Origin of the sequence: Peribacillus sp. Bi96 (assembly GCF_918698115.1) — a bacterium.
In the GTDB taxonomy this organism is placed as follows: domain Bacteria; phylum Bacillota; class Bacilli; order Bacillales; family DSM-1321; genus Peribacillus.
Genome location: NZ_CAKKLV010000025.1, coordinates 46827 through 72229, shown reverse-complemented (window position 1 = coordinate 72229; position 25403 = coordinate 46827). Strand labels below are relative to the sequence as shown.

Here is a 25403-nt window from a genome sequence, read left to right as displayed (position 1 = left end):
TTTGAAAAGACATAACATTACACAAAGCATGTCCCGCAAAGGAAATTGTCTCGATAATGCGGTGATTGAAAACTTCTTTGGCTTATTAAAATCCGAATTACTCTATCTTCAAGAATTTGAAAGCATGTAGCATTTCAAACAAGAACTAGAAGAATATATCCATTACTACAATCATCAACGAATCAAGGTAAAATTAAAAGGCATGAGCCCGGTAGATTACCGGATTCATGCCCTCAAGGCTGCCTAATTAAATACAGTGTCTAACTTTTTGGGTTCACTTCAAAGTTCCGGCTCTCTTTTTGTTTGCAAACAATCATTCTTTGGTGACCAATTTCAATGGAACCGATATTGTGTCATCCACTTTGTCACCTTTTAAGATTTTTTCAGCCGCATTAACCGCTTCTTCACCGATAAGTGCCGGTTGTTGGGCGATTGTAGCTTTTAGTTCACCTTTTTCAACTGCTTTCAATGCATCATCATTTCCGTCAAAACCAACCACGATAATGTCTTTTCCTGCTGCCTTGATTGCTTCAATGGCTCCTAGTGCCATTTCGTCATTATGAGCGAACACCGCTTGGATGTCTTTATTACCTTGCAGGATATTTTCCATGACGTTAAGACCTTTTGTCCGGTCGAATTCTGCCGTTTGACTTGTCAGAACATCTAATTGCTTGTCCGCAATATTGTGGAAGCCTTCCCCGCGTTCACGAGTTGCAGATGCTCCAGATACCCCTTCAAGCTCCACTACTTTCGCTTTTTCGCCAAGCTCTTTAACTAGATATTCTGCAGCCATTTCACCGCCAGCCACATTGTCGGAAGCGATGAACGTTTCAATGTCACCTTCGTCTGAAGAACGGTCAATCGTGATAACGGGAATGCCCGCATCATTTGCATCTTGAACGGCTGAAGTTATTGCCGCAGAGTCAGTAGGATTCACAAGAAGGACATCAACCTCTTGAAGAATTAAATCTTCAATTCCGCTAATCTGTTTTGCTGTATCATCTTGGGCGTCAACAACTGTAACTTTCATGCCTTTTTCTTTTGCTTCTTTTTCAATACCATCTTTTAAGGAAACGAAGAATGGATTGTTTAAAGTTGAGATGCTGACTCCGACTTTCACGTCTTTCATGGAGTCTTTCTTTTCTTTTTTATCATCTTTTAGACCAGAATCCATTGAACAGGCAGCTAAGACCATTAAAGAAAGAACCATGATGATCGATACTATTTTTTTCATTGATTACACCTCTTCTTATGATTTTTTACGGTCAAGTAAGACCGCGATTAATATAACTGCACCTTTTACCACTTGTTGGTAGAAAGAGGATACACCAAGTAAATTCATGCCGTTATTCAAGGTACCGATGATCAGGACACCCACCAGCGTACCGAACAACCGCCCTTTACCGCCTGAAAGGCTCGTTCCACCTAGCACCACGGCTGCGATGGCATCCATTTCATAGGATTGGCCTGCCGTTGGCTGTGCCGAATTCAGACGGGATGTTAAAATGGCACCGGCAATTGCTGCCATCGTACCGGCCAGACCGTATATGGCCACTTTGACTCGGTCCACTTTAATCCCCGAAATACGGGAAGCCCTTTCATTTCCGCCAATGGCATATGTTTTACGGCCAAATGATGTTTTATGAAGCAGGAACCATAGGATGAAAAAAGCGATAACCATCACAACGGCTGGTACAGGCAGTCCGAGGAAGTAACCTCTCCCAAGCATTTGGAACATTTCAGAATCACCAATTCCAGTAATTGGCTTACCATCGGTATATACAAGCGTTAATCCACGGAAAATCGTCATGGTGGCCAGTGTTACGATGAAAGGGGCCATTTTCCCTTTTGAAACGAGAATCCCATTGATTACACCCATTATTGCACCTAGTAGAATGCCTACTAATATTGCTAAAATCGGATCTAATCCCGAGACCATCATACCAGCCATAAGTGCGCTGGATAGAGCTAAAATGGAACCGACGGACAAGTCGATGCCGCCTGTCAATATGATAAAGGTCATCCCAAATGCAATAAGTGCATTGATGGAGGTTTGACGCAATAAATTCAAAATATTATTCGGTTCCATGAATGATGGATTTAAAACGGTTATTACGATGAATAATAGTACCAAGGCGAGTAAAGGTCCAAATTTCTGCCAAATCCCGCTTTTCCCTGTTGCCTCAAGTTTCATCCTAGTTCCCTCCTGTCGCCAATGCCATAATTTTTTCTTGCGTCGCTTCCTGCTTTAACAATTCCCCAGCAATCTCACCTTCGTGAACCACAAGGATTCGATCACTCATTCCCATGATTTCCGGAAGTTCTGACGAAACCATGATGACTGCGATGCCTCGCTCCGTCAATTCATTCATCAACTCGTAAATTTCACGTTTTGCACCAACATCTATGCCTCGGGTCGGTTCATCCATAATTAAAACTTTAGGGGAGGTGCCGATCCATTTGGCTATTACCACCTTTTGTTGATTTCCTCCGGATAGATTGCCGATGATCGTTTCAGCAGAAGATGTCTTCACATGAAGTCGCTTGATCATCATTTCGGCAAAGTTTATTTCATCTTCCGTTTTTACGATTCCGCTAGGAGCAAAACTCTTGAGATTCGGCAAGCCGATATTTTCCCTTACAGAAAAGTCCAGGATCAATCCCTCTTCTTTACGATTTTCCGTAATGAAAGCCAGGCCGTGTCGAACTGCATCCGTTGGTTTTCGTATGGAAACTTTCTTGCCTTCAATGGTAATTTCACCGCTGTCTATTTGGTCGACCCCGAACAGGGCGCGCATTATTTCTGTTCTGCCTGCTCCCATTAATCCGGCTACACCGACAATCTCACCTTGCCGAACCGCGAAATGGATATCTTCAAAAAGCCCCTTTTTAGTTAAACCTTTTACATCGAGGACTATGTCGCCAGGATTCGCTTCACGATGAGGAAAACGATCCTCCAGCTCCCGCCCGACCATTTTTTGCACGACTTCATCAAAATTTGTATCTGCAATTCTTTTCGTATCGACTGTTTTTCCGTCACGCATTACAGTGATCCTGTCACAAATGGCGAATATTTCTTCCATTCGGTGAGAAATATAAACAAGCGATACACCCTTATTGGTAAGTCCCTTCATCACTTCAAAGAGCTTTTCTATTTCTCTATCAGTTAAAGCTGCTGTGGGCTCGTCCATGATGATGACTTCCGCATCCGTCATCAACGCCTTGGCGATTTCAATCATTTGCTGTTCCCCGACAGAACAAAGTCCTGCTTCCTTATCAAAAGGAAGGGAGATATTAAGCGTTTTAAAAATCTCCTTTGCACACGCTTTCATTTGTTTATTCTTTAAGACACCGAAAGGATTAGACATTTCCCTGCCGATAAACAGGTTCTCTAGCACGGTCATTTCAGGCCAAATATTCAATTCCTGACGAATAAACGCCATTCCCGACTCTTCCGCTTCCTTTGAATCCTTGAATGAGGTTTCTGTGCTGTTAATCTTAATCGTTCCTTGATCTTGCTTATGCAGCCCAGTCAAAATGTTCATCAAGGTTGATTTCCCTGCTCCATTTTCCCCCATAAGCGCGTGGATTTCCCCGGCTTCCAAAGAAAAATGAACACCTTCCAATACCTTGTTTTGACCAAATGCCTTATAAATATTGTGCATTTCGATTTGCATGCCTTTCACCTCTTTTTAAAAGAATACTCCAGATTGCAATATGCAATTTGAATACGGCGTTGTCTCTCCTGTCCGGATTATTGCCTTTGCGTTACTTGTCAGCTTTTTAAATTCCTCATGGGAAACATATTCAATGGGTTCTCTGAATTGCTGCTCCATATATTGATGCTGCTCTGGATTTTTCTCCTTCACTTCAGTTGCGGCAATAACTTTTTCAACAACCATATCTTCGTGAATGGCCCGAACGACATCTTGAAATGATGGTGTTCCAGGCGTTAACGCTAAATCTATCTTAGAAACTCCTGGAGGCACCGGGAGTCCGGCATCACCTATGACTATATAGTCCGTATGACCAAGGTCAACAAGGACCTTGGCTATTGAACTATTGATGATTCCTTGACGTTTCATGCTTCAAGGCCCCTTTCGACTTCTTCCCTTGTCGGCATGCCACCTTGAGCTCCTAACTTCGTCACGGAAATGGAGGCTGCCCGGTTCGCGAATAACAAACATTCGTCATAGCTTTTCCCTTCTGCCACAGCCACCGCGAAAGCTGCATTGAATGTATCCCCTGCGCCTGTTGTATCCACTGCTTCCACGACAAAGCTAGGAACAACCTTTTCTTCATGGCCATCAAAATAACGGACGCCATTTTTCCCTTCGGTAATGAATAATTTATTCGGATATTCAGTCAAGACCTTCGTTTGTTCTCTCCCATTGAACAGTATTTCGAATTCATGCTCATTCGGCGTGAGGAATGCTGCCTGTTGAATGACTCCCTCACTTAGCTTACGGGCTGGGGCTGGGTTCAAAAGCAATTTCTTTTGAAGCTTGTTACACAATTCAGCCAGGTATTCCACCGTTTCTTCAGGTATTTCCTGCTGAACCATGACGATATCTGCTTCCTCAATGACCTTTATCGCCTTTTGTACATATTCAGGCGTAATGAAATCGTTCGCTCCTTTTACGACAATAATACTGTTATCCCCTTCTGAAAGGGTAATGTGGGCGGTTCCGGAGGCAGACCCTGTAACCGGTTCCACATACTTCGTATTTACATGATTTTTTTTCAGGTTTTCTAAGATGATTTCCCCATAAAAATCATCTCCTACGCATCCTATCATCGATACTTCTGCACCTAGACGGGCTGCCGCAACAGCCTGATTGGCTCCTTTTCCTCCAGGAACCGTTATGAAAGAATCTCCTAGAACCGTTTCCCCTGCTATAGGACGCTTAGTTGATGTGACCACTAAGTCCATTGAAGAACTTCCCACTACTGCAATTTTAATCATGGCTTTTCCGCCTTCCTTCTCGTTGTTTCTCTTTCCACAAAAGAAACAGGGAGTTTTTTGTGTGTTTCTTCTATTTTTTCCTGATTGATCTTTTTAATAAGTAATTCCGCTGCCTGTGCCCCCATCTCATAGGCTGGCTGACGTATGGTCGATAATGGCGGGTGCAATAACGTAGTGAAAGCAATATCATCATAGCCAATCAATTGTATATCTTCTGGTATCCGTATACCCCTTTTTAAAATCTCTTGCAAGGCGGCTGCCGCAACAATATCATTACAGGCAATGATTCCATCAGTTTCCGGATAAAGCTCGAACAGTTTTTCTACACAAGCTTGTCCACCTTGAAGGGTAAGGGAAGAATCCATGACTTGCACATTCACTTTTGCTAGTGTCAATTCCTCCAATGCAGCCTTGTACCGTTCAAATACAGGTTTTATTTCGACTGGACCCCTAATAAGAACGATATTTGAACTGCCTCTATCAAGCAGTACACGAGCTGCCAGCTTACCGCCTGTCTTTTGATCAGAATAAACAGCTGGTAATTTCTCTGCTGTACGGTCGAGAAGGACAACTGGAATTTCCAGGTTATCGAAATTTTCATTGGCCTCTTCACTAGTTGAAGCAATCATGCCCACTACATTATTCTGCAGAAACGTGTCAATATATTCTATTTCTTTATCTCTCTTTTCATCGCTATTTCCAAAAATTAACCGATATCCAAATTGCTGCAGATAATCTTCTACACCTCTTGCCATTTCCGGGAAGAAGGGGTTCGTAATGTCCGGCAAAATCAAACCAACCAATTTGGATTTACGTTTGTAGAGGGATCTTGCTACTTCATTCGGTTTATAATTTAGTTTTTCTACAGCTGCCATGACCGCCTTTCTTGTGTCCTCATGTGCATAACCGCTGCCATTCATAACTCTAGAAACCGTTGCGACAGAAACTCCCGCTTCCTTTGCAACATCCCGAATCGTTGCCAATATATCACCCTCAATAATTTTGTGTAACCGTTTACACAATAGCTTATCACCAATTTATATGAACGGCAAGCCCTATTCCAAAGATAATTTTTAGGCAATTCGAACCGACGAGGATAACACAATGCTTTTTTAAGCGTACATTTAATATTTATCGAACTCTATCGTTTCTTTGCGTTACGCCTATATAGGCTTTATATCTCAAAGTTGATTGGAACGGGTGCCTGGAGTGGAAATCAACGTTCGGATTTTTACAAACCCTCAAAAAAACTGTAGACGTACTCAATTATTATCGAGTATGCCTACAGTCTGAAACTGCTCAAAGATCTGAGCCAGTTTAACTTTATTGCGTTTTTGCAGGTAACTTTTCATAAAGGGCATTATTCACATACCCAAACTCAGATGCATGAGGACGATCCTCTCCATCGCTATATCCGTATTGAAGCATCCGATTTCTATTCAGGCAAAGCTTTGTTAATTTTGGCGCAAAGAAATTGAATGTATCAAAACGATCCTGTAACATAGGAAATTTTTTCTGATGTGAAAGGATTGTTTGAGCGACACCCTCCCAAAAAACATTCTCATCCAAAAGGGACCTCTTCATCAGAAGTGTTGACAAATATCGGAAATGACAGATGAATAGTCCCGTGAAAATGAATTGAACCAGCCCCTCGGGAGTTTCACTTCTCAGTACTTTTCTTAAATCATCAGGAAGGCTGCTTAATTCTGGAAGCGGCTGATCACTGACGTTTACATCATCCACAAAATCCTTGATGGCTAAACGGTGTGGCTTGTAATCTTTCAAAACCAAAATGGTATTTTGACCATGCGGCGAGAAGACCAATCCATATTGATAGATAAAATGTAATAATGGTGAAAGAATGACGTCGAATAATTGTGCTGTCCAGACTTCTGCAGTCAATCCGGATTTTTCAATAAGGCTTTCCACATATGGTTTCCCTTTGCTGTCCACATGTAAAAGGGACGCAAGCGTAATCGGCTTTTCGCCTTCTTCCATATAACTGTAAATGCTTTCTCTCCAAATTCCACCGAGCATCTCTAAATATTGGTAAGGTACATTCTCTAGCTTGGAAAAATACGGGTGATCTACGTTTAAACTGGCCACTTCACCAGGAAGCACTACTTTGCATTCTTCCTTCAAGAATGAATCATTTTCATAAATGTTCTTTATGTACGTTGTGATTTTTGGGGCAATGACTGTGCGCTCCGCTGGTAATCCACGGTAAACTAGCGTATTTAAAATGCTCATCGGCAGCTTGACGTGATGTTTATCCTTATTAGATACATTAACGAATGTCCGAATGGACTGTTGCGGCAGATACTCATCAGGTCCATTTCCCAAAGCTACAATCAGCCCTTTAGCCAAATCATCGGTAAAGTTCTGGATGATTACATTCTTCCACTGCCATTCATGGACGGGGAGATAGAAATAGTTTTCTGCGTTCAGCCCTTTGTCTGTCAATCTTTTTGCAAATGATTTTTGGGTTTCACCATCCAGTTCATTCTCCATCAATTGCTTATAGGATAGCGTTTCGATTGAATTGAACTCACCCCTCGTTTTATGTACAGCAATCCAAGATAACTGAACTTCTTTCTGGTTTTCTGGAGCAAACTTCAAATAATCATCAAAACCGAAACCGATTCTTCCTTTGTTATAAGCAATCCAAGGGTGACCGCTCATTTCTCCTTCAAGTAACGCATAATCCAGTTCGACTAAATCATCCGCGTCCTGTTCAGGCTTGGATAGTAATTGGAGATCCGCAAGCAGCGTATGATGGAATTCCTTGATTAAATGTCCTGTTGTTTCTGCAGTCATCCCAATTAACGGCTGGATGTCTAAAATGAATTGAATAGCATCAGTGGCCTGTGTTAAACCTCCCGTTTCACATACCTGGATCGACTCAGCTTGTACATCATAGCTGTCAAAAAGACGGGGCGACGCCAAAAATTGATAAGATTTCCCCTCATTTATCTTTAACTCATATAGGTTTCCTGCTGCATTTTCGTTCAAGACAGCTGGATGGATCATATCTTCATACATATATTCAGAAATCATCTTAGCTAGCAGTTTTTGGTTTACTATCGACCATTTTTTTTCCGAAACTGCCTGTTCCACTTCATTAATGAACTGCATATAATGCTCCCCTTCCCTTCTCTTAGTAAGCCATGACTGGTGATTTTACACGGAATGACTGAAAAGCACCCTTAGGCTCGGATGGATAAACTTCTTTACCTGCCAATTGATTGATAATAATGGAATTTCTGAATGCCCCTAAGCCGAGATCCGGAGCACCCACGCCATGTGTATGCATCTCGCCATTTTGAATAAACAGGTGATTCGGCGCAGATATGGCCGTTCCTACCCGATAGTCTTTCGTTATTGCAAGACGCCCCAAGTCATCGCGGACTATAAGGTCTTCCATGGTTTCAAGGAATGCTGGAAGGGTTGATTTATAGCCCGTTCCAAAAACAATCGCCTCTGAGTCCACATCAAATTCGCTATCTTCCACCCACTGTCGGCATTTCACTCCCCAGCCAGTTTCAGTGGGGGTTACCGCCGTAACTTCCGTCATGGCCCGAAGTTCAATGGAAAGTTCGGCATTTCCAATCGACTTTTCATACATCTTGTCAAAAATGGCTGCAATTGTCGTAGCGCTGATCCCTTTATACAATAAATCCTGTTTCGGCAGAATTTCATCCTTCTTTTCCTGTGGCAGCCGATAAAAGAAATCAAGGTAATCCGGAGTGAAGTATTCTAACCCAAGTTTTGAATATTCCATAGGGAAAAATCCCTTCGATCTTGTATACCAGTTTAACTGGTAGCCATATTTCTCCTGCTCATTCAGCAGATCCAAAAAGACCTCGGCTGCACTCTGTCCAGATCCGACAACCGTAACGGATTTTTTCTTTAAGATATTTTCTTTATTCCGTAAATAATCGGCCGAATGCAGGATACTCTCTCCCATATATGGATGAAAGGCCGACGGAACGGTCGGGGCGCTGCCAACTCCCATGACCACATGACGACTATAATAGACTTCGATCTTTTGTGTTTGTGCATCCCTTACACTGATTTGATAGAAGGGTTCATCTTGATCCCCTATATATTCAACCGCCTCCACCGCTTTTCCAAAACGGCAGCTATCTAGTTGATGGGCAGTCCAACGGCAATAGTCGTTATATTCTTTTCGTGGAATCAAGAATTTTTCAAGGAAGTAGAAATGATAGAGCCGATCATGCTGCTGTAAATAATTCAGGTAACTATAAGGGCTTGTCACATCTGCCATGCTAACTAGATCAGCAAAGAACGGTACCTGCAAAGTCGTCCCTTCCAACAGCATCCCTTCATGCCAATTAAATTCCTGCTTTTTCTCAAAAAAGACGGCATTCAACTCTGGGGTTTTCTCCAAAAGGGCCGCAAGCCCAAGGTTAAACGGACCTATCCCTATTCCTACCAGGTCATAGATAGATTGTTGCTTCTCCATACTTCCACTTCCTCTCGAAATTCCCTCGTGTACATGACATCAGTAATGCCTTTTTGTCAGGGAGCTCAATTTCTTTAATTGGGGTAAACCCGCACTTTTCAAATAAGTAAATCATTTTTTCATTTCGAATATCCGGTTCAGCCATCACTTTGCTTGTGGTTGAAGTCAGTAGTTGGAATTTCACCATCGCACGTAAAAACGGCAAAGCCAGTCCTTTTCCTAGATAATCCGGATCACCAATGAGTAAATGAATACCTTGATCTCCCTCTTCGGATTCATAATAATCTTCAATGATATCGCCTTTTACCCAATACGATTCCCAATAGCTCATGGGGATTGAGTCCAGGCATCCTAAATAGAGTGTTTGGTGTGCATCAGCCAATGCCTTTTTCAAATGGACGGCAAATTTTTCTTTTGTGAAATTTAAATTCCAGTAGGGTATCACATGTTCTTCATGCATCCATCCATGCAGGGTATCAATATCCCTTTCAAATTCAACTTTGACAAATGAAAGCTGTTGATTATGGTCCTTCAGCATTTCTTCATAACTATTTTTCATAGACGGCCATAACCCCCTGCGCGAACGGATTTTCAATCGTTGTATAAACGGATTGCGTCTCAAGTGAACCAACAAGTTCATCCATATCATGAAATCGCGTCAGTAAATTGGCCTTACAAGATAATTCCCGGGCATGAAGCAACTTTGAAACAATTCGATTCAACCCTTCATCTTCGCTCTCCCTGCTGCTTGCTTCCAGCTGTTCCTGAACGAGCTGTAACAGGGTTTTCTCTGATACTAATCCTTCCGTACCAAAATTATTGATCAAGCCTAATAAGTGATTAAAAAAGAAATAATATTGAAGTCTTTCTTCAGCGACTTCATCAGAACAAATCGTGAAGCTTTTTTCACTTAGTTCAGGCAAGATCTTCAGCAGCCTGTCCACTTTGGACTCACAATAGTAATACCCTTGATTATCACGATAATAATAAGTGGATGGATACCCATCTTGAAGTTGGATGATGGAATTTTGCTGATGGGCTTCTAAAACAATTCCATACTCTTCAAATAGCCAAAGCATCGGTTTTAATGTCATTGACAGATAGGTTTTGAACCAATCCTTACTTACTTCTTCGGTACTGCGGTTTTCTTCAGCTGATAATTTGCGGATGATCGCTCCAAGCCTTGACGGTGCACCGTAGGCATTATCCTGACATAAGCCGGCAATCAGGCTTGCTTGTTTATTATTTTCATAAAAAGGGTTTTCCCGAATATCAACATCGAATCCTGATTCCTGCTCAGTCGTTTTGATCGTTAGATAAGCAGGGTCCTTTATAATTCGGAAGGAAGGGTGCCGTTCTTTTAGATCGTCGCCCACTTTAGAATCTATTAATTTTGCAATTTCCACACCACGATCTAATTCTTTTTGTAGATTTGCACGTAAAGAATTTGTGATTTTAACCGGAACGGAAAATTTGTACATATATCTCGATGTGGCACTATATACCGTTCTAAAGGAAGAGGTAGCCGTGAATTTTTTCCCAAGAGGTCCCGCATAAACTAGTGTTCCTTGCTCGATTAGCTTCTTGACCTCTTCTTTTTCGATAAGCACTTTTGCCTGAAGCGGATGTGCTGGGATGATGATATAACGGCTTTCCTTTTGGCAATGCGTTGCACGGAATTCACTTGAAATTTCCAAGTCACCAGCTAATTCCTGTTTAATGATCTCACTTGCCGATCGGACTTCACTAGAATCTTGGATGACAATCGAAGGTTCCGCCAGGAAGTAGTGCAGCTGAAACTCCCCTTTTAATTCGGGTGAATAAATCCATTCATCTTTTTCAGAAATGCCCTGCTTACTTTTCGGTGTCGGGTGGAACAGGTGCCCGAATAAAAGCGACTGCTCTGCTTCAATGTAGGTAAAATCAGGACTTTGAAGTGCATCAATGTCTTCTGTCCTGGCTTCAACATATCGTTGAATATTTTGGCTGCTTAGGATGACACGCAGCATCAATTCATCTTCACTATCCGTTCGGCACTGCTCATTCAATAATTCTTTGGAAACAATCGAGACCATTGTCACGTAATCTAATTCATGCACTTGTTTGGATGCCGTTTGGTAGTATATCGGGAAGTTGAAAATATGACGCCCCGTTTCAGACCAATATTTAAGCGGAACAAGCAAAGCAATATCTTGGGATATGAGCTTACTGACCAATAATGATGAATCCTGTATGGATCCCTCCAAATTTGGCCAGTTTTTCATTTCTTCTAAACTGCAATTTCCGGTTTCCCGGAAATAGCAATTCAGAAAGCTTTGCATCGTCGCCCTTTCAGCTATCTGCTTTCCATTCATCTTCATTCCTCCATCATCTTGAACATTTCACCTAATACTCGAATTTCGTCTAAAATGTCCTCTATGTGTTCAAGCCTTGTCATTGGATTCAATAGTGTCATTTTTAAATAAACTTGTCCTTCAAAACGCGTTTTCGCTAAAAAGGCCCGTCCGCTTTTCAGTAATTCTTGTTGAATCTGTTTATTTAATAGATTTACTAACTGATCACTTTCTCCCTCGGGATTATAACGGAATACAACCGCATTCAATTCAGGGTCTTTATTTAATACGGTGAATCCTTCCTCTTTATCGATCTTCACAGCCACTTCACGTGCAAGGTGACAAGTATAGTCAATCATTTCGGCAAAGGTATCCAGTCCAACGACCTTCAATGACATCCAGAGTTTCAGTGCATCGAATCTTCTCGTCGTTTGAACCGATTTATTGACTAAGTGAACCATGCCCTCCGCTTCATCTTCCTGTGGATTCAAGTAATCGGCATGATGCTGGATATATTGAAATGAGTTGCTGTCCGAGACAAGAAAAGCACCACAACTGATGGGTTGATAAAATAATTTGTGAAAATCAACCGTAATTGAGTCGGCCTGTTCAATTCCGCTGATTAACTCTTTGTAATCCTTACTTAAAATCATCGCGCCGCCATATGCGGCGTCGACATGCAGCCATATCCCATTCTTCCTTGCAGTTACGGACAATTCATGCAATGGATCGATTGATCCAAAATCCGTTGTTCCACACGTTGCAACGATGGCAAATGGAAGTAAATCCTGTTCCGCTAAAAGCAGCAGCTGATGATTTAATTCATCTATGGACAAACGATGATTTGAATCCGTTTTAATCGTGATGACGGCCTGTTCACCAAGCCCCAGCTGTGCCGCTGATTTACGAACCGTAAAGTGGGCAGCCTCGGAGCATAAGATCCGCAATTTTTTCGCCTCAGCCGGCAAGCCATGCTGTTGAACGTCCACTCCCCAGACACGCTTACAATAAGCGTCCCTCGCCAATAGCAGGCCCATATAATTAGATTGGGTTCCACCGCTTGTGAAAATCCCATCCGCTTGTTCCGGTAACCCCACCTGGCTGCACAGCCAATCTATTAAACGCTCTTCCACGAAGGTGGCCGTCGAACTTTGGTCCCATGAATCCATGGATTGATTCAACGTACCTATAACCATTTCGGCAGCCACGGCAGGTATTAATGTCGGGCAATGCAAATGTCCGATACAAGCAGGGCTTTGCACATTGATGCTGTCATTAATAACAAACTCTGCCAGCTCAGCCGCTACAGCTTCCATTGTCTCCCCCTTTGGAGAGGAGAGGTTCAGCTCGCTTAATCTTGCTTCTATTTCATACGGTTTTTTCCCAGAGTATGGTGAGCTGTTCCCTTTTAAAAAGTTCATCAGCCTTTTTTCAATGATTTTTAATGACTGGCTGTAGTTATTGAAACCTTCTTCGTTATTCAAGAACAATGGAGAATAGGCAAAATCCGTTTTATTTATCGTTTCGATCATTGGTCATTCACCCTCTTGCAACAGCTGTACGAACAGCTTGTTCAAAAATCTCAGTGGCCTCGCGAAGCTGGGATTCCGTTACGATCAATGGAGGCAAGAACCTCACTACACTTCCATGTCTGCCGCCAACCTCCAGAATCAACCCTCTTTGAAAACATTCCTGTTGAATGGCACTGGCAAGTTCTGAGTTTGCAGGATAGCTTCCATTCGCATTTTGCGGTTCTTCATGATTGATCATTTCTACACCGACCATTAATCCTCGGCCTCGAACATCCCCGATCTGCTGAATATCTTTTTGCAAATCTTTAAGAATATCCTGTAAGATTTCTCCCATTTTAGCGGCATGCTCCACAAGATTCGTCTCTTTCATGTACCTTAAAGTTGCTGTTCCTGCCGCCATCGCCAATTGATTTCCACGGAACGTACCGATATGTGCACCTGGAGACCATAGGTCCAGCTCTTTGTTATAAATCACCACCGATAATGGAAGACTTCCGCCTATTGCTTTGGATAGTACAAGAACATCCGGAATGATTCCTGCGTGTTCAAAGGCAAACATTTTCCCTGTACGGCCGATACCTGATTGAACTTCGTCGATAATTAACGGAATGCCCTTCTCTTTTGTTATTCTTCTGATTTCCTTAAGCCATGGAATTGGAGCGGGAATAGAACCTCCCTCACCTTGTACTGCCTCTAAAATCATTCCTGCAGGTGCCAATAATCCGGACTCAGGATCGTTCAATAGGTTTTCGATATACTGGCTACTGATTTTATGACTTTCTTCTCCGCCTATTCCAAAAGGACAGCGATATTGATATGGATATGGAAGGAATTGTACATCTGGCATTAACCCTTGTATTTTTTCCTTCGGTTTTGTATTACCGCTGATTGACATGGTTGCATGGGTTGCCCCGTGGTAAGCTCCTTGGAACGATAAAATGCTTCTGTTGCCAGTGGCTGTTTTAACTAATTTAAGTGCTGCCTCAATGGCATCTCCGCCAGTAGGACCACAGAATTGAATTTTTGCATTTTTCCTAAATTCTTCAGGCAGGCTTTCAAAAATTTCATCAACAAACTGCTCTTTAATTGGCGTCGTAAAGTCCAATGTATGTAAAGGCCGTTTATCCTTAAGAACTTTTTCCATTTCTTCAAGCACAGCCGGATGATTGTGTCCGAGTGCTAATGTTCCAGCTCCGGCAAGAAAATCGATATATCGTTTTCCATCCATGTCTGTTAGGTAAATTCCCTCCGCTTGATCGATGGCCATGGGTAATCTTCTAGGATAAGATCGGGCATTTGATTCCCTTGTATTTTGTTGTTCCAGTAATTGATCATTTTTTGTAAGCATGTTCGTTACCATAGTAAACCCTCCATGTATTGAATTAGTTGAGAATAATTATCATTATCATGGAATTCATTTTACTGATAATGATAATTATTCTCAATGAGTAAATACACTCATTTTTCTTCTATTAATTCCCAATAAAATTAAGAAAAGGTTAAAACTGGGGCCTATTCTCTATTTATCTATTGAACAAAAAAATGTTCTTAAGGTTTTATTAAGATTCTGTTTATAAGCTGAACGCAGTAAAAATTCATAGAAAAGGAGGAACAACAATGAATGGTTTAAAGGGCAGGCGGGAACTCAAACATGCAATCACCAAAGCGGATTGTCACTTATTAAGAAATAATCTGCAAAACTTCATGAGGCTTGATCCCCATGGGCTGGATGGGAAGTATTTAATTCGAAGTGTCTATTTCGATAACTTTGACAATAAAATCCTACGGCAAAAAACAGAGGGGTTCTATCATAGGGATAAGTTCAGAGCCAGACTTTATGATCATAATACTGATTTCATCAATCTAGAAAAAAAGAGTAAGCGGAATAACCTTACCTATAAACAGAAGTGCAGGCTTTCTGCTAGAGAATACGAACGGATTCGTTCAGGAGATATAGATTGGATGTCCGAAGATTCAAGGGATATCCTTAGGGATCTTTACGTTCAGATGACCCTTTTCCAAATCAAGCCGACAACCGTTGTTGACTATGAAAGGGAGGTATTTATCTATGAATACGGAAATGTACGGGTCACCTTTGACAGCAACGTGAAAACGAGCTATCGGGATACGGACTTCCTGAATACCGAATTAATTATGGTTGATGCTTTAGACCCAGATTGGGTCATCCTGGAAATAAAGTTTGACGAATTCCTTCCGGATATCATCAAACAATTATTATCCATCATCGATACTAGAAAAACAGCTTTTTCAAAATATCAACTAAGCAGAAGATACGGCTGATTTCAGCTAAACATATAATTTTTGGAGGAATAGCACATGGATATGACGACCACTAGCACTTTTAATGACATTTTCAAATCAAGCTTTTTGGACAAGACCGAGAGCTTTTCCATCATTGACTCTCTAATTGGGTTACTGTTGGCATTTGCCATCGGTTTGTTCATTTACGTCATTTATAAGAAGACCTTTTCCGGTGTGATGTACTCACACAATTTCAATATTTCCCTCATCATCATGACAATGGCCACGGCTTTGATCATCATGGGTATATCAACTAATATCGTTATCTCCCTGGGTATGGTCGGTGCACTCTCCATCGTACGATTCAGGACGCCGATCAAAGATCCGATGGACTTGGTCTTCCTTTTCTGGGCAGCGGCGTCCGGGATTTTATGTGGGGCGGGATTGATTCCACTGGTTATCATCGGTGCCATTTTAATAGGTATCGTCATGCTCATATTTGCGAATCGAATCACTGTTGAAAATCCATTTTTATTAATTGTTAAATATTCAGATGCATCCATTGAAAAAACGTTAGAAGAAATGATATCCAACAAGGTGAAAAAGCATTCCGTCAAATCGAAATCCATCATGGCGGATAATAACCTCGAAGTGACCTATGAAATTCGATTAAAAGATAATAATGCGGAATTTATTAACCAAGTCAAGGACATGAACAGCGTGCACTCTGCCATCATGTTAAGTTATGATGGCAATTTTACAGCTTAAGATAGATGGCGGACATAAAAATCCATGCCCACCCCTCTATATAAGAATACAGGGAGAAGGAGCCTTGGCATGTTAAAGACAAGATATGTTGTAGCGACCATTGGATTACTGATAATAATTTTTATAGCAGTGATGTTTTTCCTTCCCAATCTTCAAGTTGAAAAAGCCACAAAAGGGAATACTTATACAGAATCTGTATTTGATCAAAGTAAGGTGACAACCGTAGATATAACACTGGCTGATGAAGATTTAGATTCCATCCTGGATAACCCCTCTGAAAAGGAAATCGTTGACGCGGATGTAACGATCGATGGGGAGACGGTTAAAAATGTAGGATTCCGTACCAAGGGAAACCTTTCCTTGAATTCCGTTGTTCAAATGGGAGATTCCGATCGTTACAGCTGGAAGATAGACTTTGATTATTATCAGGAAGATCAAGATTTACACGGCCTGAAAAAGTTGGCCCTCAATAATAATTACAGTGATCCCACCTATATGCGAGAATATCTTTCCTATGAATTAATGGACAAGATGGGCATAGCGACTCCAGGACATTCCTATATGTACGTGACCATCAACGGAAAGGAATGGGGCCTTTATCTAGGTGTGGAAGCAATAGAAGAAACCTTCCTAAATACCAATTTCACTGATGGCACTGGCGACCTCTATTATCCGGATGGTACAGGAAGCGATTTAAAGTGGATCAGCGAAGACATTGATGACTACACAGGAATAAACTTGAAAACAAACGATCATTCGGACCAATCCGCCATGATCAAAATGCTTGATGCCATCAATAATGGGGGGATTGTAGAGGAAGTACTGGATGTCGATGAAATGCTACGCTACTTCGCAGCCAATACTGCCCTTGTCAACCTCGATCACTATCAAGGAGATAAAAAGCACAATTACTACCTATATGAAGAGAACGGGATCTTTTCCATATTGCCTTGGGACTATAATATGTCATTTGGCGGTTATTCCGGTGGCGGCGGACGACAGGCGGGTGCCTTCGATCAAGAAAATAATAATGAAGGCAATGAAGGGGCCGCTGACCAAAAAGATGAAGCGACGGCTGAGAGTAACGGCGATACTGCTAAGCAGGATGACAAGGAACTCCTTGAAGAAGCCCCAAATAAGAACGGTGGGCGAATGATGGATATGAGTTCCAATTTCATGAATGAAAGTAATATCAACTTCAGCATTACTGAGCCCGTTTCCGGTACGACCCTTGAAGATCGCCCTTTATTGAATGCCCTGCTTTCCAAAGACGAGTACCGTGAAAAATATAATGATTATCTAGACGACATTGCCAAAGATTTTTTCTCTGAAGAAAATATGACAGCAATGACCACTGAAATCACAACATTAATCACACCATATGTGAAAAAGGATCCTACCAAATTTTATACAATGGACGAGTATACAGAAGCAACGTCAGGCGAGGATACCCTTGTCGACTTCGCTTCCCAACGAGCAGAATCCATCTTGGCACAACTTTCTGGCGACCTGGTTGTGGAAGCTGAGACAGAAAGCAGTATGAGCGGTGGAGCTCCTGATATGGGCGATGACGCAAATGACGGCCAGCAACCACCAAATATGGGCGGCGGCGAGAATGGGGCTGCTGCCATGGACCGCGGCGGCAATGGTGCACCTCCTGGCATAAACGGGAACATGGGCCAAAAGGGGGCAGATAACAGCGGCTCCTCCAAAGATACGATCATTCTATCTACCGTGCTCCTATTCTTATTATTTGGTGCAATGGCTTTCGCCCACTTCTTTAGACGAAGAGGTAAAAAAGGATAATAGACTAAAGAGATTCGATCTAAATTTTATAAAAAAGTTGATTGGAGCGTAAGCCGAGAGTTCTCTACTTTACAATCAACGGTCAAATTGTAAAAGCCATAAAAAAACGGTATACAAACGATTTTCATCGAGTTTGTCTACCATCTGAGGTATCCCAAAATATGCGGGATACTTTTTTTGTTGTATTGGCGTACAGCCTTTTCCGGGTTATTCCTCCACATTTGAATAATTTTTAGCTGCTAATCAATATAAAATACCCTTTTTTGGTATAAAATAGTAAAATAGAGAGGTAGATGAACCTCTATCCAGAGGATTGTTCACTTGTTTATCATTTGATTTTAGAGGGTAAAGGTTTCCATTATTACTTTATCCGATTGTACAGTTTCACTTTTGTTAAAAACGGGTCGGTGTCAGGGGGGAAACGGATGAAAAGAAATCATACGATGATGCAATTTTTTGAGTGGCATCTTGAGGCAGATGGTTCTCATTGGGACAGATTGAAGTATGCAGCCTCCAAGTTGAAGGATATAGGCATTGACTGCGTTTGGCTTCCGCCAGTTACCAAAGGGCAATCCGTTGGGGATAATGGATATGGAATATATGACGGTTACGATTTGGGGGAATTTGACCAAAAAGGAACCGTTCGTACCAAATACGGGACCAAAGATGAATTGCTGCAAGCAATAGACACCTGTCATAATTACGGACTTTGTGTTTATATCGATTTGGTCATGAACCATAAAGCAGGAGCTGACGGAACCGAAAAACTTGAAGTCATTGAAGTCAATCCAGACAACCGAATGGAGGATATCTCAGAACCATTTGAAATGGAAGGCTGGACAAAATTCGATTTTCCTGGCCGTAATAATCAATACTCTGATTTCAAGTGGAACCATACTCATTTTAATGGTACAGACTATGATGCCAAAAACGACAAAATGGGAGTATATCGAATCACAGGCGAAAATAAGCACTGGAATCAGCATGTCATCGATGAATTTGGAAATTATGATTATTTAATGTTTGCCAACATCGATTATAGTCTGCCGGAAGTTCGTCAGGAAATGATTAGCTGGGGGAAATGGATGGTTGATACGTTAAAGTGTGATGGTTTTCGTTTAGACGCCGTTAAACATATCGATTATGAATTCATCAATGATTTTCTCAAAGAGCTCATTCCTTATACAAAGGAACATTTCTTCATGGTAGGCGAATTTTGGAAAGCGGATGTTAAAGCTTGTCAAACATACTTAGAGCAAACCAATCATGACCTCAACTTGTTCGATGTTTCCCTGCATTATAAATTTCATGAGGCTTCAAACGCAGGAACAGACTTCGACCTCTCAACCATCTTTAATGACACCCTCGTCCAAACCAATCCGGCAGAGGCCGTTACTTTTGTCGACAACCATGATTCCCAACCTCATGAATCACTGGAATCTTGGGTAAAGGACTGGTTTAAACCATCAGCATATGCACTAATCTTACTTAGACTTTGCGGTTACCCCTGTGTCTTTTATGGGGATTATTACGGAATCGGCGGGCCTTCTCCGGTACCAGGGAAAAAGGATATATTAGATCGCCTCTTATATGCCAGGTATGAAAAAGCTTACGGAGAACAGAAGGATTATTTTGATGACAAAAATACGATAGGCTGGGTCCGTATGGGGATTGAAGAGCTACAAGGCTCTGGTTGTGCCGTCGTTGTCTCCAATGGAGATCACAACAGTGAAAAAAGGATGTTCGTCGGTGAACATCGAGCTGGCGAAGTCTGGAGTGATTTAACTTATCATAGAGATGATCACATTACCATTGAGGAAGATGGTTTCGCGACCTTCCCCGTTCATGGAAAAAGCGTATCCGTATGGGCCTTGAATAATCCACTCTAAAAAAGATAGCAAAGAACAGCATGTCATTTGCGGATATGCTGTTCTTTGCTGAGCTATCCTTCCCCCGCCATGGATGCAATAGTATGTTTTCCGGGAAAGATAATTTTTCCATTCTGACCAATCATGGTAAGATAAGGTAAAAAAGGAGCTGAAGGAAAAGTGAAAAATGATATCATTAAACGATTTACTTCCTATGTGAAAGTGGACACGCAATCGAATGAGGAAAGCCCCTCATGCCCCTCTACCCCCGGACAGCTAACCTTGGCAAATACATTGGTAAAGGAACTGCAATCCATTGGGATGGAGGAAGTAACAATGGATAAGAATGGCTATGTCATGGCGACCTTGCCTACCAATTCAGATAAGGATGTCCCGACAATAGGATTTTTGGCTCATATAGATACAGCAACGGATTTCACCGGCAAAGATGTAAAACCTCAGATTGTTGAAAACTATGATGGCGGTGATCTTACTTTACATGAAAAATTGGACGTCATCCTTTCACCGAATGATTTCCCTTCGCTTAAGGACTATATAGGGCATACATTGATCACGACGGATGGTACAACCCTGTTAGGCGCGGATAATAAATCCGGCATTGCCGAAATCATGACTGCCATGGATTATTTGATCCAACATCCGGAAATCAAGCATGGAAAAATCCGTGTGGCCTTTACCCCCGATGAGGAAATCGGCAGGGGACCACATAAGTTTGATGTAAAAACTTTTGGTGCCCAATTTGCCTATACCGTGGACGGTGGCCCACTTGGGGAACTTGAATATGAGAGCTTTAATGCAGCATCGGCCAAGATACTGTTCAAAGGAGCGAATATTCACCCTGGTACAGCCAAAGGAAAAATGGTGAACTCGGCTAAAATTGCCATGGAATTTCATAGCAAACTTCCAGTGGCAGAAGCGCCGGAATATACGGAAGGTTATGAGGGATTTTTTCATCTGCTTTCATTCCATGGCGATGTGGAAGAGACCAAGCTTTCTTACATCATCAGGGATTTCGACCGCCAAAAATTTAACGATCGTAAGGAATATATCACGAAGGTCATCGAAGAATTAAAAGAAAAATATGGTCAAAATCGCGTCCAGCTTAAATTGGAAGACCAATACTTCAACATGAAGGAAAAAATTGAACCAGTCAAAGAAATCGTCGACATTGCCTATGAGGCAATGGATAAACTCGGAATAAAACCTAAAATCTCGCCAATACGCGGAGGTACGGACGGATCTCAATTATCGTATATGGGCCTCCCAACACCCAATATCTTTACGGGTGGCGAGAACTTTCATGGCAAATATGAATTTATTTCCGTCGATAATATGTTAATGGCCACCAAGGTGATTGTTGGCATTACCTCGCTCTTTGAAGAAAAAGCGAAGTAGCCTGAAATGAAATGTCTTTATTGAAAAACCCCCAGACTCCAAGTCCGGGGGTTTTTCATCCAAAATTAAAAGCGTGACCAGTGACGGTGTTTGGCAATTGCCTCGATAAAGGCAGAACCACTATTATTATCGGTAACAGTTACAATGCCCATGGCTAGATCAGTGGAAGCTATGCCTGCCATTGATAAGATTTCGGCTCCTTCTTTTCCCGCGCCAATCGCTTTGAAATGATTGTAAGCTTCCTCAACAAAGTACATGGGCTCCTTGGATGCCTTCAGAGCATCAACACTCTCCTGACCTCCTGCCACGTATACTGCATCGAAAAGTACCGAATCGGCTGTCAGGAATGTCTGATTCACCTCGATTTCCTGTCCTTTTGAACTTGTAATCATTCCTCGAGTATTACTAATGATCTCTGCAGTTACCCCTGCCGATTTAAATGATTCCAAGACTTGATTTACCTCGGAACCGTCGAAACCATCTGCAGCCAGGATTGCCACTTTTCTTGTTGCAGCCGTATTCACTTTCATTTGCTCTTGGCTTAAAGCAGAAGAAGACAAATCCATATCGACTTGATTCTTATTTGTTGGTGGATTCACTCCCACTCCAATGGCAATTGTTTTAGCCAGTTCAACATCTACATGGCTGAACATCTCGACAATTTGCTGCTGAACGTCCTTACTTTTCACTTTTCCCACTTCAAAGTGGAAAGCCTGAATAATATGCTCCTTCTCCACTTCCGTCATGCTATTCCAGAATAGTTTAGCCTGACTGTAATGATCCTTGAAGCTTTCACTGCGTTGACGTACCTTTCTGCCATCGACTTTTTCCTGGTAATGTGTATAGCCGCCCTCCTCTTCTGAAGCAGGTTCCGGAGAGTTACCTGCCAAGGAATTCTTATGATAACTGACCTGCCCCGGATTTATTGACATTCGGTGCATGCCATCGCGTTGATTGTTATGAACAGGCGCAACCGCTCTATTTATCGGAATCTCATGGAAGTTCGGACCTCCTAATCTGGATAACTGTGTATCGGTGTATGAGAATAAGCGTCCCTGAAGCAGCGGGTCATTGGAAAAATCAATTCCCGGTACAACATGCCCCGGATGGAAAGCTATCTGTTCCGTCTCTGCAAAAAAGTTATCTGTATTTTGGTTCAAAACCATTTTCCCGATTATTTTCACCGGGATTTGTTCTTCCGGCCATAGTTTAGTAGGATCGAGAACATCAAAATCGAATTTGAACTCCTCTTCCTCCTTAATCAATTGCACGCCAAATTCAAATTCAGGATAATTTCCTGCATCGATTGCTTCCCACAGATCTTGGCGGTGAAAATCAGGGTTTTTCCCTGCAATTTTCTGTGCCTCATCCCAAACAAGCGATTTAACACCCAGTACAGGCTTCCAATGGAATTTTACGAAATGGGCCACACCTTCTTCATTCACAAAACGGAATGTGTGGACACCGAACCCCTCCATCATTCGGAAACTTCTTGGTATGGCCCTATCGGAAAGATGCCACATGATCATATGTGCGGTTTCTTCATTGTTGGCGACAAAATCCCAAAAAGTATCATGGGCAGATGCGGCCTGAGGTATTTCATTGTGAGGCTCAGGTTTAACCGCATGAATTAAATCCGGGAACTTCATAGCATCCTGAATAAAAAATACAGGGATATTATTTCCGACCAAATCATAGTTTCCTTCCTCGGTATAAAACTTGGTCGAGAATCCCCTAACATCACGAACCGAGTCTGCCGATCCGCGGGATCCAGCTACAGTCGAGTATCGAACAAATACTGGTGTCTTGACTGAAGGGTCTTGAAGAAACTTGGCCTTTGTAAATTCAGCCATCGGCTCATACACCTGAAAGTATCCATGTGCTCCTGACCCACGTGCATGAACAATCCGCTCAGGAATCCGCTCATGGTCAAAATGGGTCATTTTTTCACGGAAATGAAAGTCCTCCATCAATGTTGGGCCGCGGGTTCCTGCTTTCAAAGAATGTTCATCCTCAGAAATACGCAAACCTTGGTTAGTCGTCATCTTTTTCCCGTTACCGTCGACTCGATATTGGGCCAACTGTCGATTCTTACTTTGTTCATTGACTTTTTTGCTTTCGTTTTCATTTGTCATCCTTTTCATTCCCCTCCATGTCTAAAAAAATTCAGTAAGTCGTGTTGTATGTATTTTCCTTATAATCTGGAATAATCGCGTTATCTTTCCTCATATACCACTCTATTTTGACAATTAAACAGAATTATAGAAAATGGTGCCTCCACTCCTATAAAATGAAAATCCCCAGTTATTAATCACTGAGGACGTTGCGACCGCTTCATTTCCAGGATCATAATTTTACCTCCAGCGAGCCATAGGAGGAACTGACTGACAAGAATCGTTCATCAGGTGAAAAAATACGTAATGATATAAAAAAATGTTGATTCACTTAAAAATACATACAAAAAAGAAGCGGCAAGACAAATTTTCGTCTTGCCGCTTCTTTCTTTTGTAGACCTTTAGTTCTTAAAGGCTTCAGATACCTTCAAAAGTTTGCCTTTGACTTTCGTGTTTTTCATCACTTTCAACACAAGCGGTCCCTTTTCATTCAAAATCTCCACATAGGAAACATTGTCCTGAATCGTTATGATCCCGATATCCTCTGCATTCACTCCATCAATCTTGGCGATAGTGCCAACAAAATCAACGGCCCTGATTTTCTTTTTCTTTCCGCCATTGAAATATAGCTTCATGATTTGTTTATTCAATTGCTCACTTTTATCTTTTTTTATCTTTGGACGAGCTTCCAATTTCGCTTCGAAATCCGTTCGTTTATTTGAGACATCTTCTTTTAAAGGAACAGGTATTTTAGGGATTTCAAATCCGATATATTCTTGAATCTCAGTAAGGAATTTGTCTTCATATGGTGTCACAAAAGTAATCGCTTTTCCTTTTTTACCTGCACGACCCGTTCTTCCGGTTCGATGTACGTAACTTTCTTTTTCCAATGGCAGGTCATAGTTAATGACGTGGGTTATATTATCAATATCTATCCCGCGTGCAGCAACATCTGTCGCAACCAAATAGCGGAATTCACCTCTTCTGAATTCATTCATCACTGCAAGGCGGTCTTCCTGAAGCATCCCGCCGTGAATCATATCACAAGGATAATCCAGATCCATTAGCTGTTCACATACTTGGTCGACCCTATCTTTCGTCCGGCAGAAAATGATGCAACTATCAGGATTTTCCGTGATGGTGACGTCCCTAAGCAGGGAAAACTTATCATCCTCTTTCACTTCAATAAGAGCATGATCAATTTTCTCAGTGGTTAAACCCTTTGCTTTGATTTCAATATCCAAAGGATCTTTCATATATTGCTTGCAAAGCTTCTTTATACTATCAGGTAACGTAGCAGAGAACAGCATGGTTACTCGATCTTTCGGAAGCTCTTTAATAATGGCTTCCACTTGTTCAATGAAGCCCATATTCAGCATTTCGTCCGCTTCATCAATAACTAAATGAGTTAGGCGTTCCAAGACGAATGTTCCTTTCTCGATATGATCAAGAACACGGCCCGGTGTTCCTACGACTACATGGCTTTTTTGTTTCAATTCTGCTTTTTGCAGAGCAAAAGGATGTTTTCCATAAACCGCAGTAGCCTTGATCCGCTTAAATCTCCCTATATTCGTAATATCCTCTTTTACCTGCACAGCTAGCTCTCGTGTAGGCGTTAAAATAAGTGCCTGAGGCTTATTCTCCTCCCAATCGACACTTTCGCATATCGGTATCCCGAATGCAGCCGTCTTACCGCTTCCCGTTTGGGATTTTACGACAAGATCCTTTCTTTTCAATGCCACCGGAATCACTTCACGCTGCACTTCTGTTGGATTTTGATATCCCAAGCCTTCTAATGCCCTTACAATTTCATCACTTAATGTATAATCAGTAAAACTTAATTCATTCATAT

At 41.8% G+C, this 25403-nt stretch carries 19 protein-coding genes and 1 pseudogene; 6 read left to right on the top strand and 14 right to left on the bottom strand.

Annotated features, from left to right (window positions below; genetic code table 11):
* Nucleotides 1–247: pseudogene (locus LQ203_RS22855) on the top strand (IS3 family transposase); the annotation flags it as partial.
* A gap of 66 nt (nucleotides 248–313) precedes the next feature.
* On the opposite strand, the gene rbsB reads toward LQ203_RS22855, so the two are convergent.
* The 12 genes from rbsB to LQ203_RS22795 form a co-directional block, all read right to left on the bottom strand.
* Nucleotides 314–1234, bottom strand: coding sequence for a ribose ABC transporter substrate-binding protein RbsB (gene rbsB / locus LQ203_RS22850; protein WP_230161660.1), 921 nt, complete (start codon nucleotides 1232–1234; stop codon nucleotides 314–316).
* 15 nt (nucleotides 1235–1249) lie between these two features.
* Nucleotides 1250–2194, bottom strand: coding sequence for a ribose ABC transporter permease (gene rbsC, locus LQ203_RS22845; protein WP_141992385.1), 945 nt, complete (start codon nucleotides 2192–2194; stop codon nucleotides 1250–1252).
* A gap of 1 nt (nucleotide 2195) precedes the next feature.
* Nucleotides 2196–3677 (bottom strand): sugar ABC transporter ATP-binding protein, encoded by a 1482-nt coding sequence (locus LQ203_RS22840; protein WP_230161659.1) that lies wholly within the window; start codon nucleotides 3675–3677, stop codon nucleotides 2196–2198.
* Between the two features lie 15 nt (nucleotides 3678–3692).
* Nucleotides 3693–4085, bottom strand: coding sequence for a D-ribose pyranase (rbsD, locus tag LQ203_RS22835; protein WP_230161658.1), 393 nt, complete (start codon nucleotides 4083–4085; stop codon nucleotides 3693–3695).
* Entirely contained in the window at nucleotides 4082–4966 is an 885-nt protein-coding gene (gene rbsK, locus LQ203_RS22830; RefSeq protein ID WP_230161657.1) for a ribokinase, read from the bottom strand. The genes rbsD and rbsK overlap by 4 nt, the downstream gene beginning before the upstream one ends.
* Nucleotides 4963–5949 (bottom strand): LacI family DNA-binding transcriptional regulator, encoded by a 987-nt coding sequence (locus tag LQ203_RS22825; protein WP_230161663.1) that lies wholly within the window; start codon nucleotides 5947–5949, stop codon nucleotides 4963–4965. The genes rbsK and LQ203_RS22825 overlap by 4 nt, the downstream gene beginning before the upstream one ends.
* 340 nt (nucleotides 5950–6289) lie before the next feature.
* Entirely contained in the window at nucleotides 6290–8101 is a 1812-nt protein-coding gene (locus tag LQ203_RS22820; protein ID WP_230161656.1) for an IucA/IucC family siderophore biosynthesis protein, read from the bottom strand.
* Nucleotides 8102–8123: 22 nt separating this feature from the next.
* A complete protein-coding gene (locus LQ203_RS22815) occupies nucleotides 8124–9452 on the bottom strand; it encodes a lysine N(6)-hydroxylase/L-ornithine N(5)-oxygenase family protein (RefSeq protein ID WP_230161655.1) in 1329 nt (442 codons plus the stop codon).
* A complete protein-coding gene (locus LQ203_RS22810) occupies nucleotides 9427–10011 on the bottom strand; it encodes a GNAT family N-acetyltransferase (protein ID WP_230161654.1) in 585 nt (194 codons plus the stop codon). The genes LQ203_RS22815 and LQ203_RS22810 overlap by 26 nt, the downstream gene beginning before the upstream one ends.
* Nucleotides 10001–11806 (bottom strand): IucA/IucC family protein, encoded by a 1806-nt coding sequence (locus LQ203_RS22805; protein ID WP_230161653.1) that lies wholly within the window; start codon nucleotides 11804–11806, stop codon nucleotides 10001–10003. Before LQ203_RS22805 ends, LQ203_RS22810 begins: the two co-directional genes overlap by 11 nt.
* Before the next feature lie 2 nt (nucleotides 11807–11808).
* Nucleotides 11809–13317, bottom strand: a complete 1509-nt coding sequence (locus LQ203_RS22800; protein WP_230161652.1) for an aspartate aminotransferase family protein — start codon at nucleotides 13315–13317, stop codon at nucleotides 11809–11811.
* Between the two features lie 7 nt (nucleotides 13318–13324).
* Nucleotides 13325–14677: an aspartate aminotransferase family protein gene (locus LQ203_RS22795; protein WP_230161651.1), complete on the bottom strand. Its 1353-nt coding sequence runs from the start codon at nucleotides 14675–14677 to the stop codon at nucleotides 13325–13327.
* Nucleotides 14678–14934: 257 nt separating this feature from the next.
* On the opposite strand from LQ203_RS22795, the gene LQ203_RS22790 reads away from it, so the two are divergent.
* From LQ203_RS22790 to pepT, 5 genes are all read left to right on the top strand, one after another.
* Nucleotides 14935–15618 carry a polyphosphate polymerase domain-containing protein gene (locus LQ203_RS22790; protein WP_230161650.1) on the top strand — a complete coding sequence of 228 codons (684 nt, stop codon included), beginning with the start codon at nucleotides 14935–14937 and terminating at the stop codon, nucleotides 15616–15618.
* A gap of 36 nt (nucleotides 15619–15654) precedes the next feature.
* Nucleotides 15655–16347, top strand: coding sequence for a DUF4956 domain-containing protein (locus LQ203_RS22785; RefSeq protein ID WP_230161649.1), 693 nt, complete (start codon nucleotides 15655–15657; stop codon nucleotides 16345–16347).
* Nucleotides 16348–16416: 69 nt separating this feature from the next.
* A complete protein-coding gene (locus LQ203_RS22780; RefSeq protein WP_230161647.1) occupies nucleotides 16417–18153 on the top strand; it encodes a CotH kinase family protein in 1737 nt (578 codons plus the stop codon).
* A 425-nt stretch (nucleotides 18154–18578) separates the two neighbouring features.
* The gene (locus LQ203_RS22775; protein WP_230161645.1) at nucleotides 18579–20042 is read left to right on the top strand and encodes an alpha-amylase; all 1464 of its coding nucleotides are present in this window, start codon (nucleotides 18579–18581) and stop codon (nucleotides 20040–20042) included.
* 159 nt (nucleotides 20043–20201) lie between these two features.
* Entirely contained in the window at nucleotides 20202–21437 is a 1236-nt protein-coding gene (gene pepT, locus LQ203_RS22770) for a peptidase T (RefSeq protein ID WP_230161643.1), read from the top strand.
* 65 nt (nucleotides 21438–21502) lie between these two features.
* Here pepT and LQ203_RS22765 read toward each other — a convergent pair whose 3' ends face one another.
* Nucleotides 21503–23572 (bottom strand): catalase, encoded by a 2070-nt coding sequence (locus LQ203_RS22765; RefSeq protein ID WP_230161640.1) that lies wholly within the window; start codon nucleotides 23570–23572, stop codon nucleotides 21503–21505.
* A 380-nt stretch (nucleotides 23573–23952) separates the two neighbouring features.
* Nucleotides 23953–25401, bottom strand: a complete 1449-nt coding sequence (locus tag LQ203_RS22760; protein ID WP_230161638.1) for a DEAD/DEAH box helicase — start codon at nucleotides 25399–25401, stop codon at nucleotides 23953–23955.
* Nucleotides 25402–25403 lie beyond the last annotated feature (2 nt).

Bases quoted from the DNA above. Each gene is read 5' to 3' on its own strand.
- LQ203_RS22815 (WP_230161655.1), bottom strand. From the start codon at position 9,452: ATGGAGAAGCAACAATCTATCTATGACCTGGTAGGAATAGGGATAGGT.
- LQ203_RS22795 (WP_230161651.1), bottom strand. From the start codon at position 14,677: ATGGTAACGAACATGCTTACAAAAAATGATCAATTACTGGAACAACAA.
- rbsD (WP_230161658.1), bottom strand. From the start codon at position 4,085: ATGAAACGTCAAGGAATCATCAATAGTTCAATAGCCAAGGTCCTTGTT.
- LQ203_RS22775 (WP_230161645.1), top strand. From the start codon at position 18,579: ATGAAAAGAAATCATACGATGATGCAATTTTTTGAGTGGCATCTTGAG.
- LQ203_RS22780 (WP_230161647.1), top strand. From the start codon at position 16,417: ATGTTAAAGACAAGATATGTTGTAGCGACCATTGGATTACTGATAATA.
- rbsC (WP_141992385.1), bottom strand. From the start codon at position 2,194: ATGAAACTTGAGGCAACAGGGAAAAGCGGGATTTGGCAGAAATTTGGA.
- LQ203_RS22790 (WP_230161650.1), top strand. From the start codon at position 14,935: ATGAATGGTTTAAAGGGCAGGCGGGAACTCAAACATGCAATCACCAAA.
- LQ203_RS22810 (WP_230161654.1), bottom strand. From the start codon at position 10,011: ATGAAAAATAGTTATGAAGAAATGCTGAAGGACCATAATCAACAGCTT.
- LQ203_RS22800 (WP_230161652.1), bottom strand. From the start codon at position 13,317: ATGATCGAAACGATAAATAAAACGGATTTTGCCTATTCTCCATTGTTC.
- rbsK (WP_230161657.1), bottom strand. From the start codon at position 4,966: ATGATTAAAATTGCAGTAGTGGGAAGTTCTTCAATGGACTTAGTGGTC.
- LQ203_RS22785 (WP_230161649.1), top strand. From the start codon at position 15,655: ATGGATATGACGACCACTAGCACTTTTAATGACATTTTCAAATCAAGC.
- LQ203_RS22820 (WP_230161656.1), bottom strand. From the start codon at position 8,101: ATGCAGTTCATTAATGAAGTGGAACAGGCAGTTTCGGAAAAAAAATGG.
- LQ203_RS22765 (WP_230161640.1), bottom strand. From the start codon at position 23,572: ATGACAAATGAAAACGAAAGCAAAAAAGTCAATGAACAAAGTAAGAAT.
- LQ203_RS22760 (WP_230161638.1), bottom strand. From the start codon at position 25,401: ATGAATGAATTAAGTTTTACTGATTATACATTAAGTGATGAAATTGTA.
- LQ203_RS22840 (WP_230161659.1), bottom strand. From the start codon at position 3,677: ATGCAAATCGAAATGCACAATATTTATAAGGCATTTGGTCAAAACAAG.
- rbsB (WP_230161660.1), bottom strand. From the start codon at position 1,234: ATGAAAAAAATAGTATCGATCATCATGGTTCTTTCTTTAATGGTCTTA.
- LQ203_RS22805 (WP_230161653.1), bottom strand. From the start codon at position 11,806: ATGAATGGAAAGCAGATAGCTGAAAGGGCGACGATGCAAAGCTTTCTG.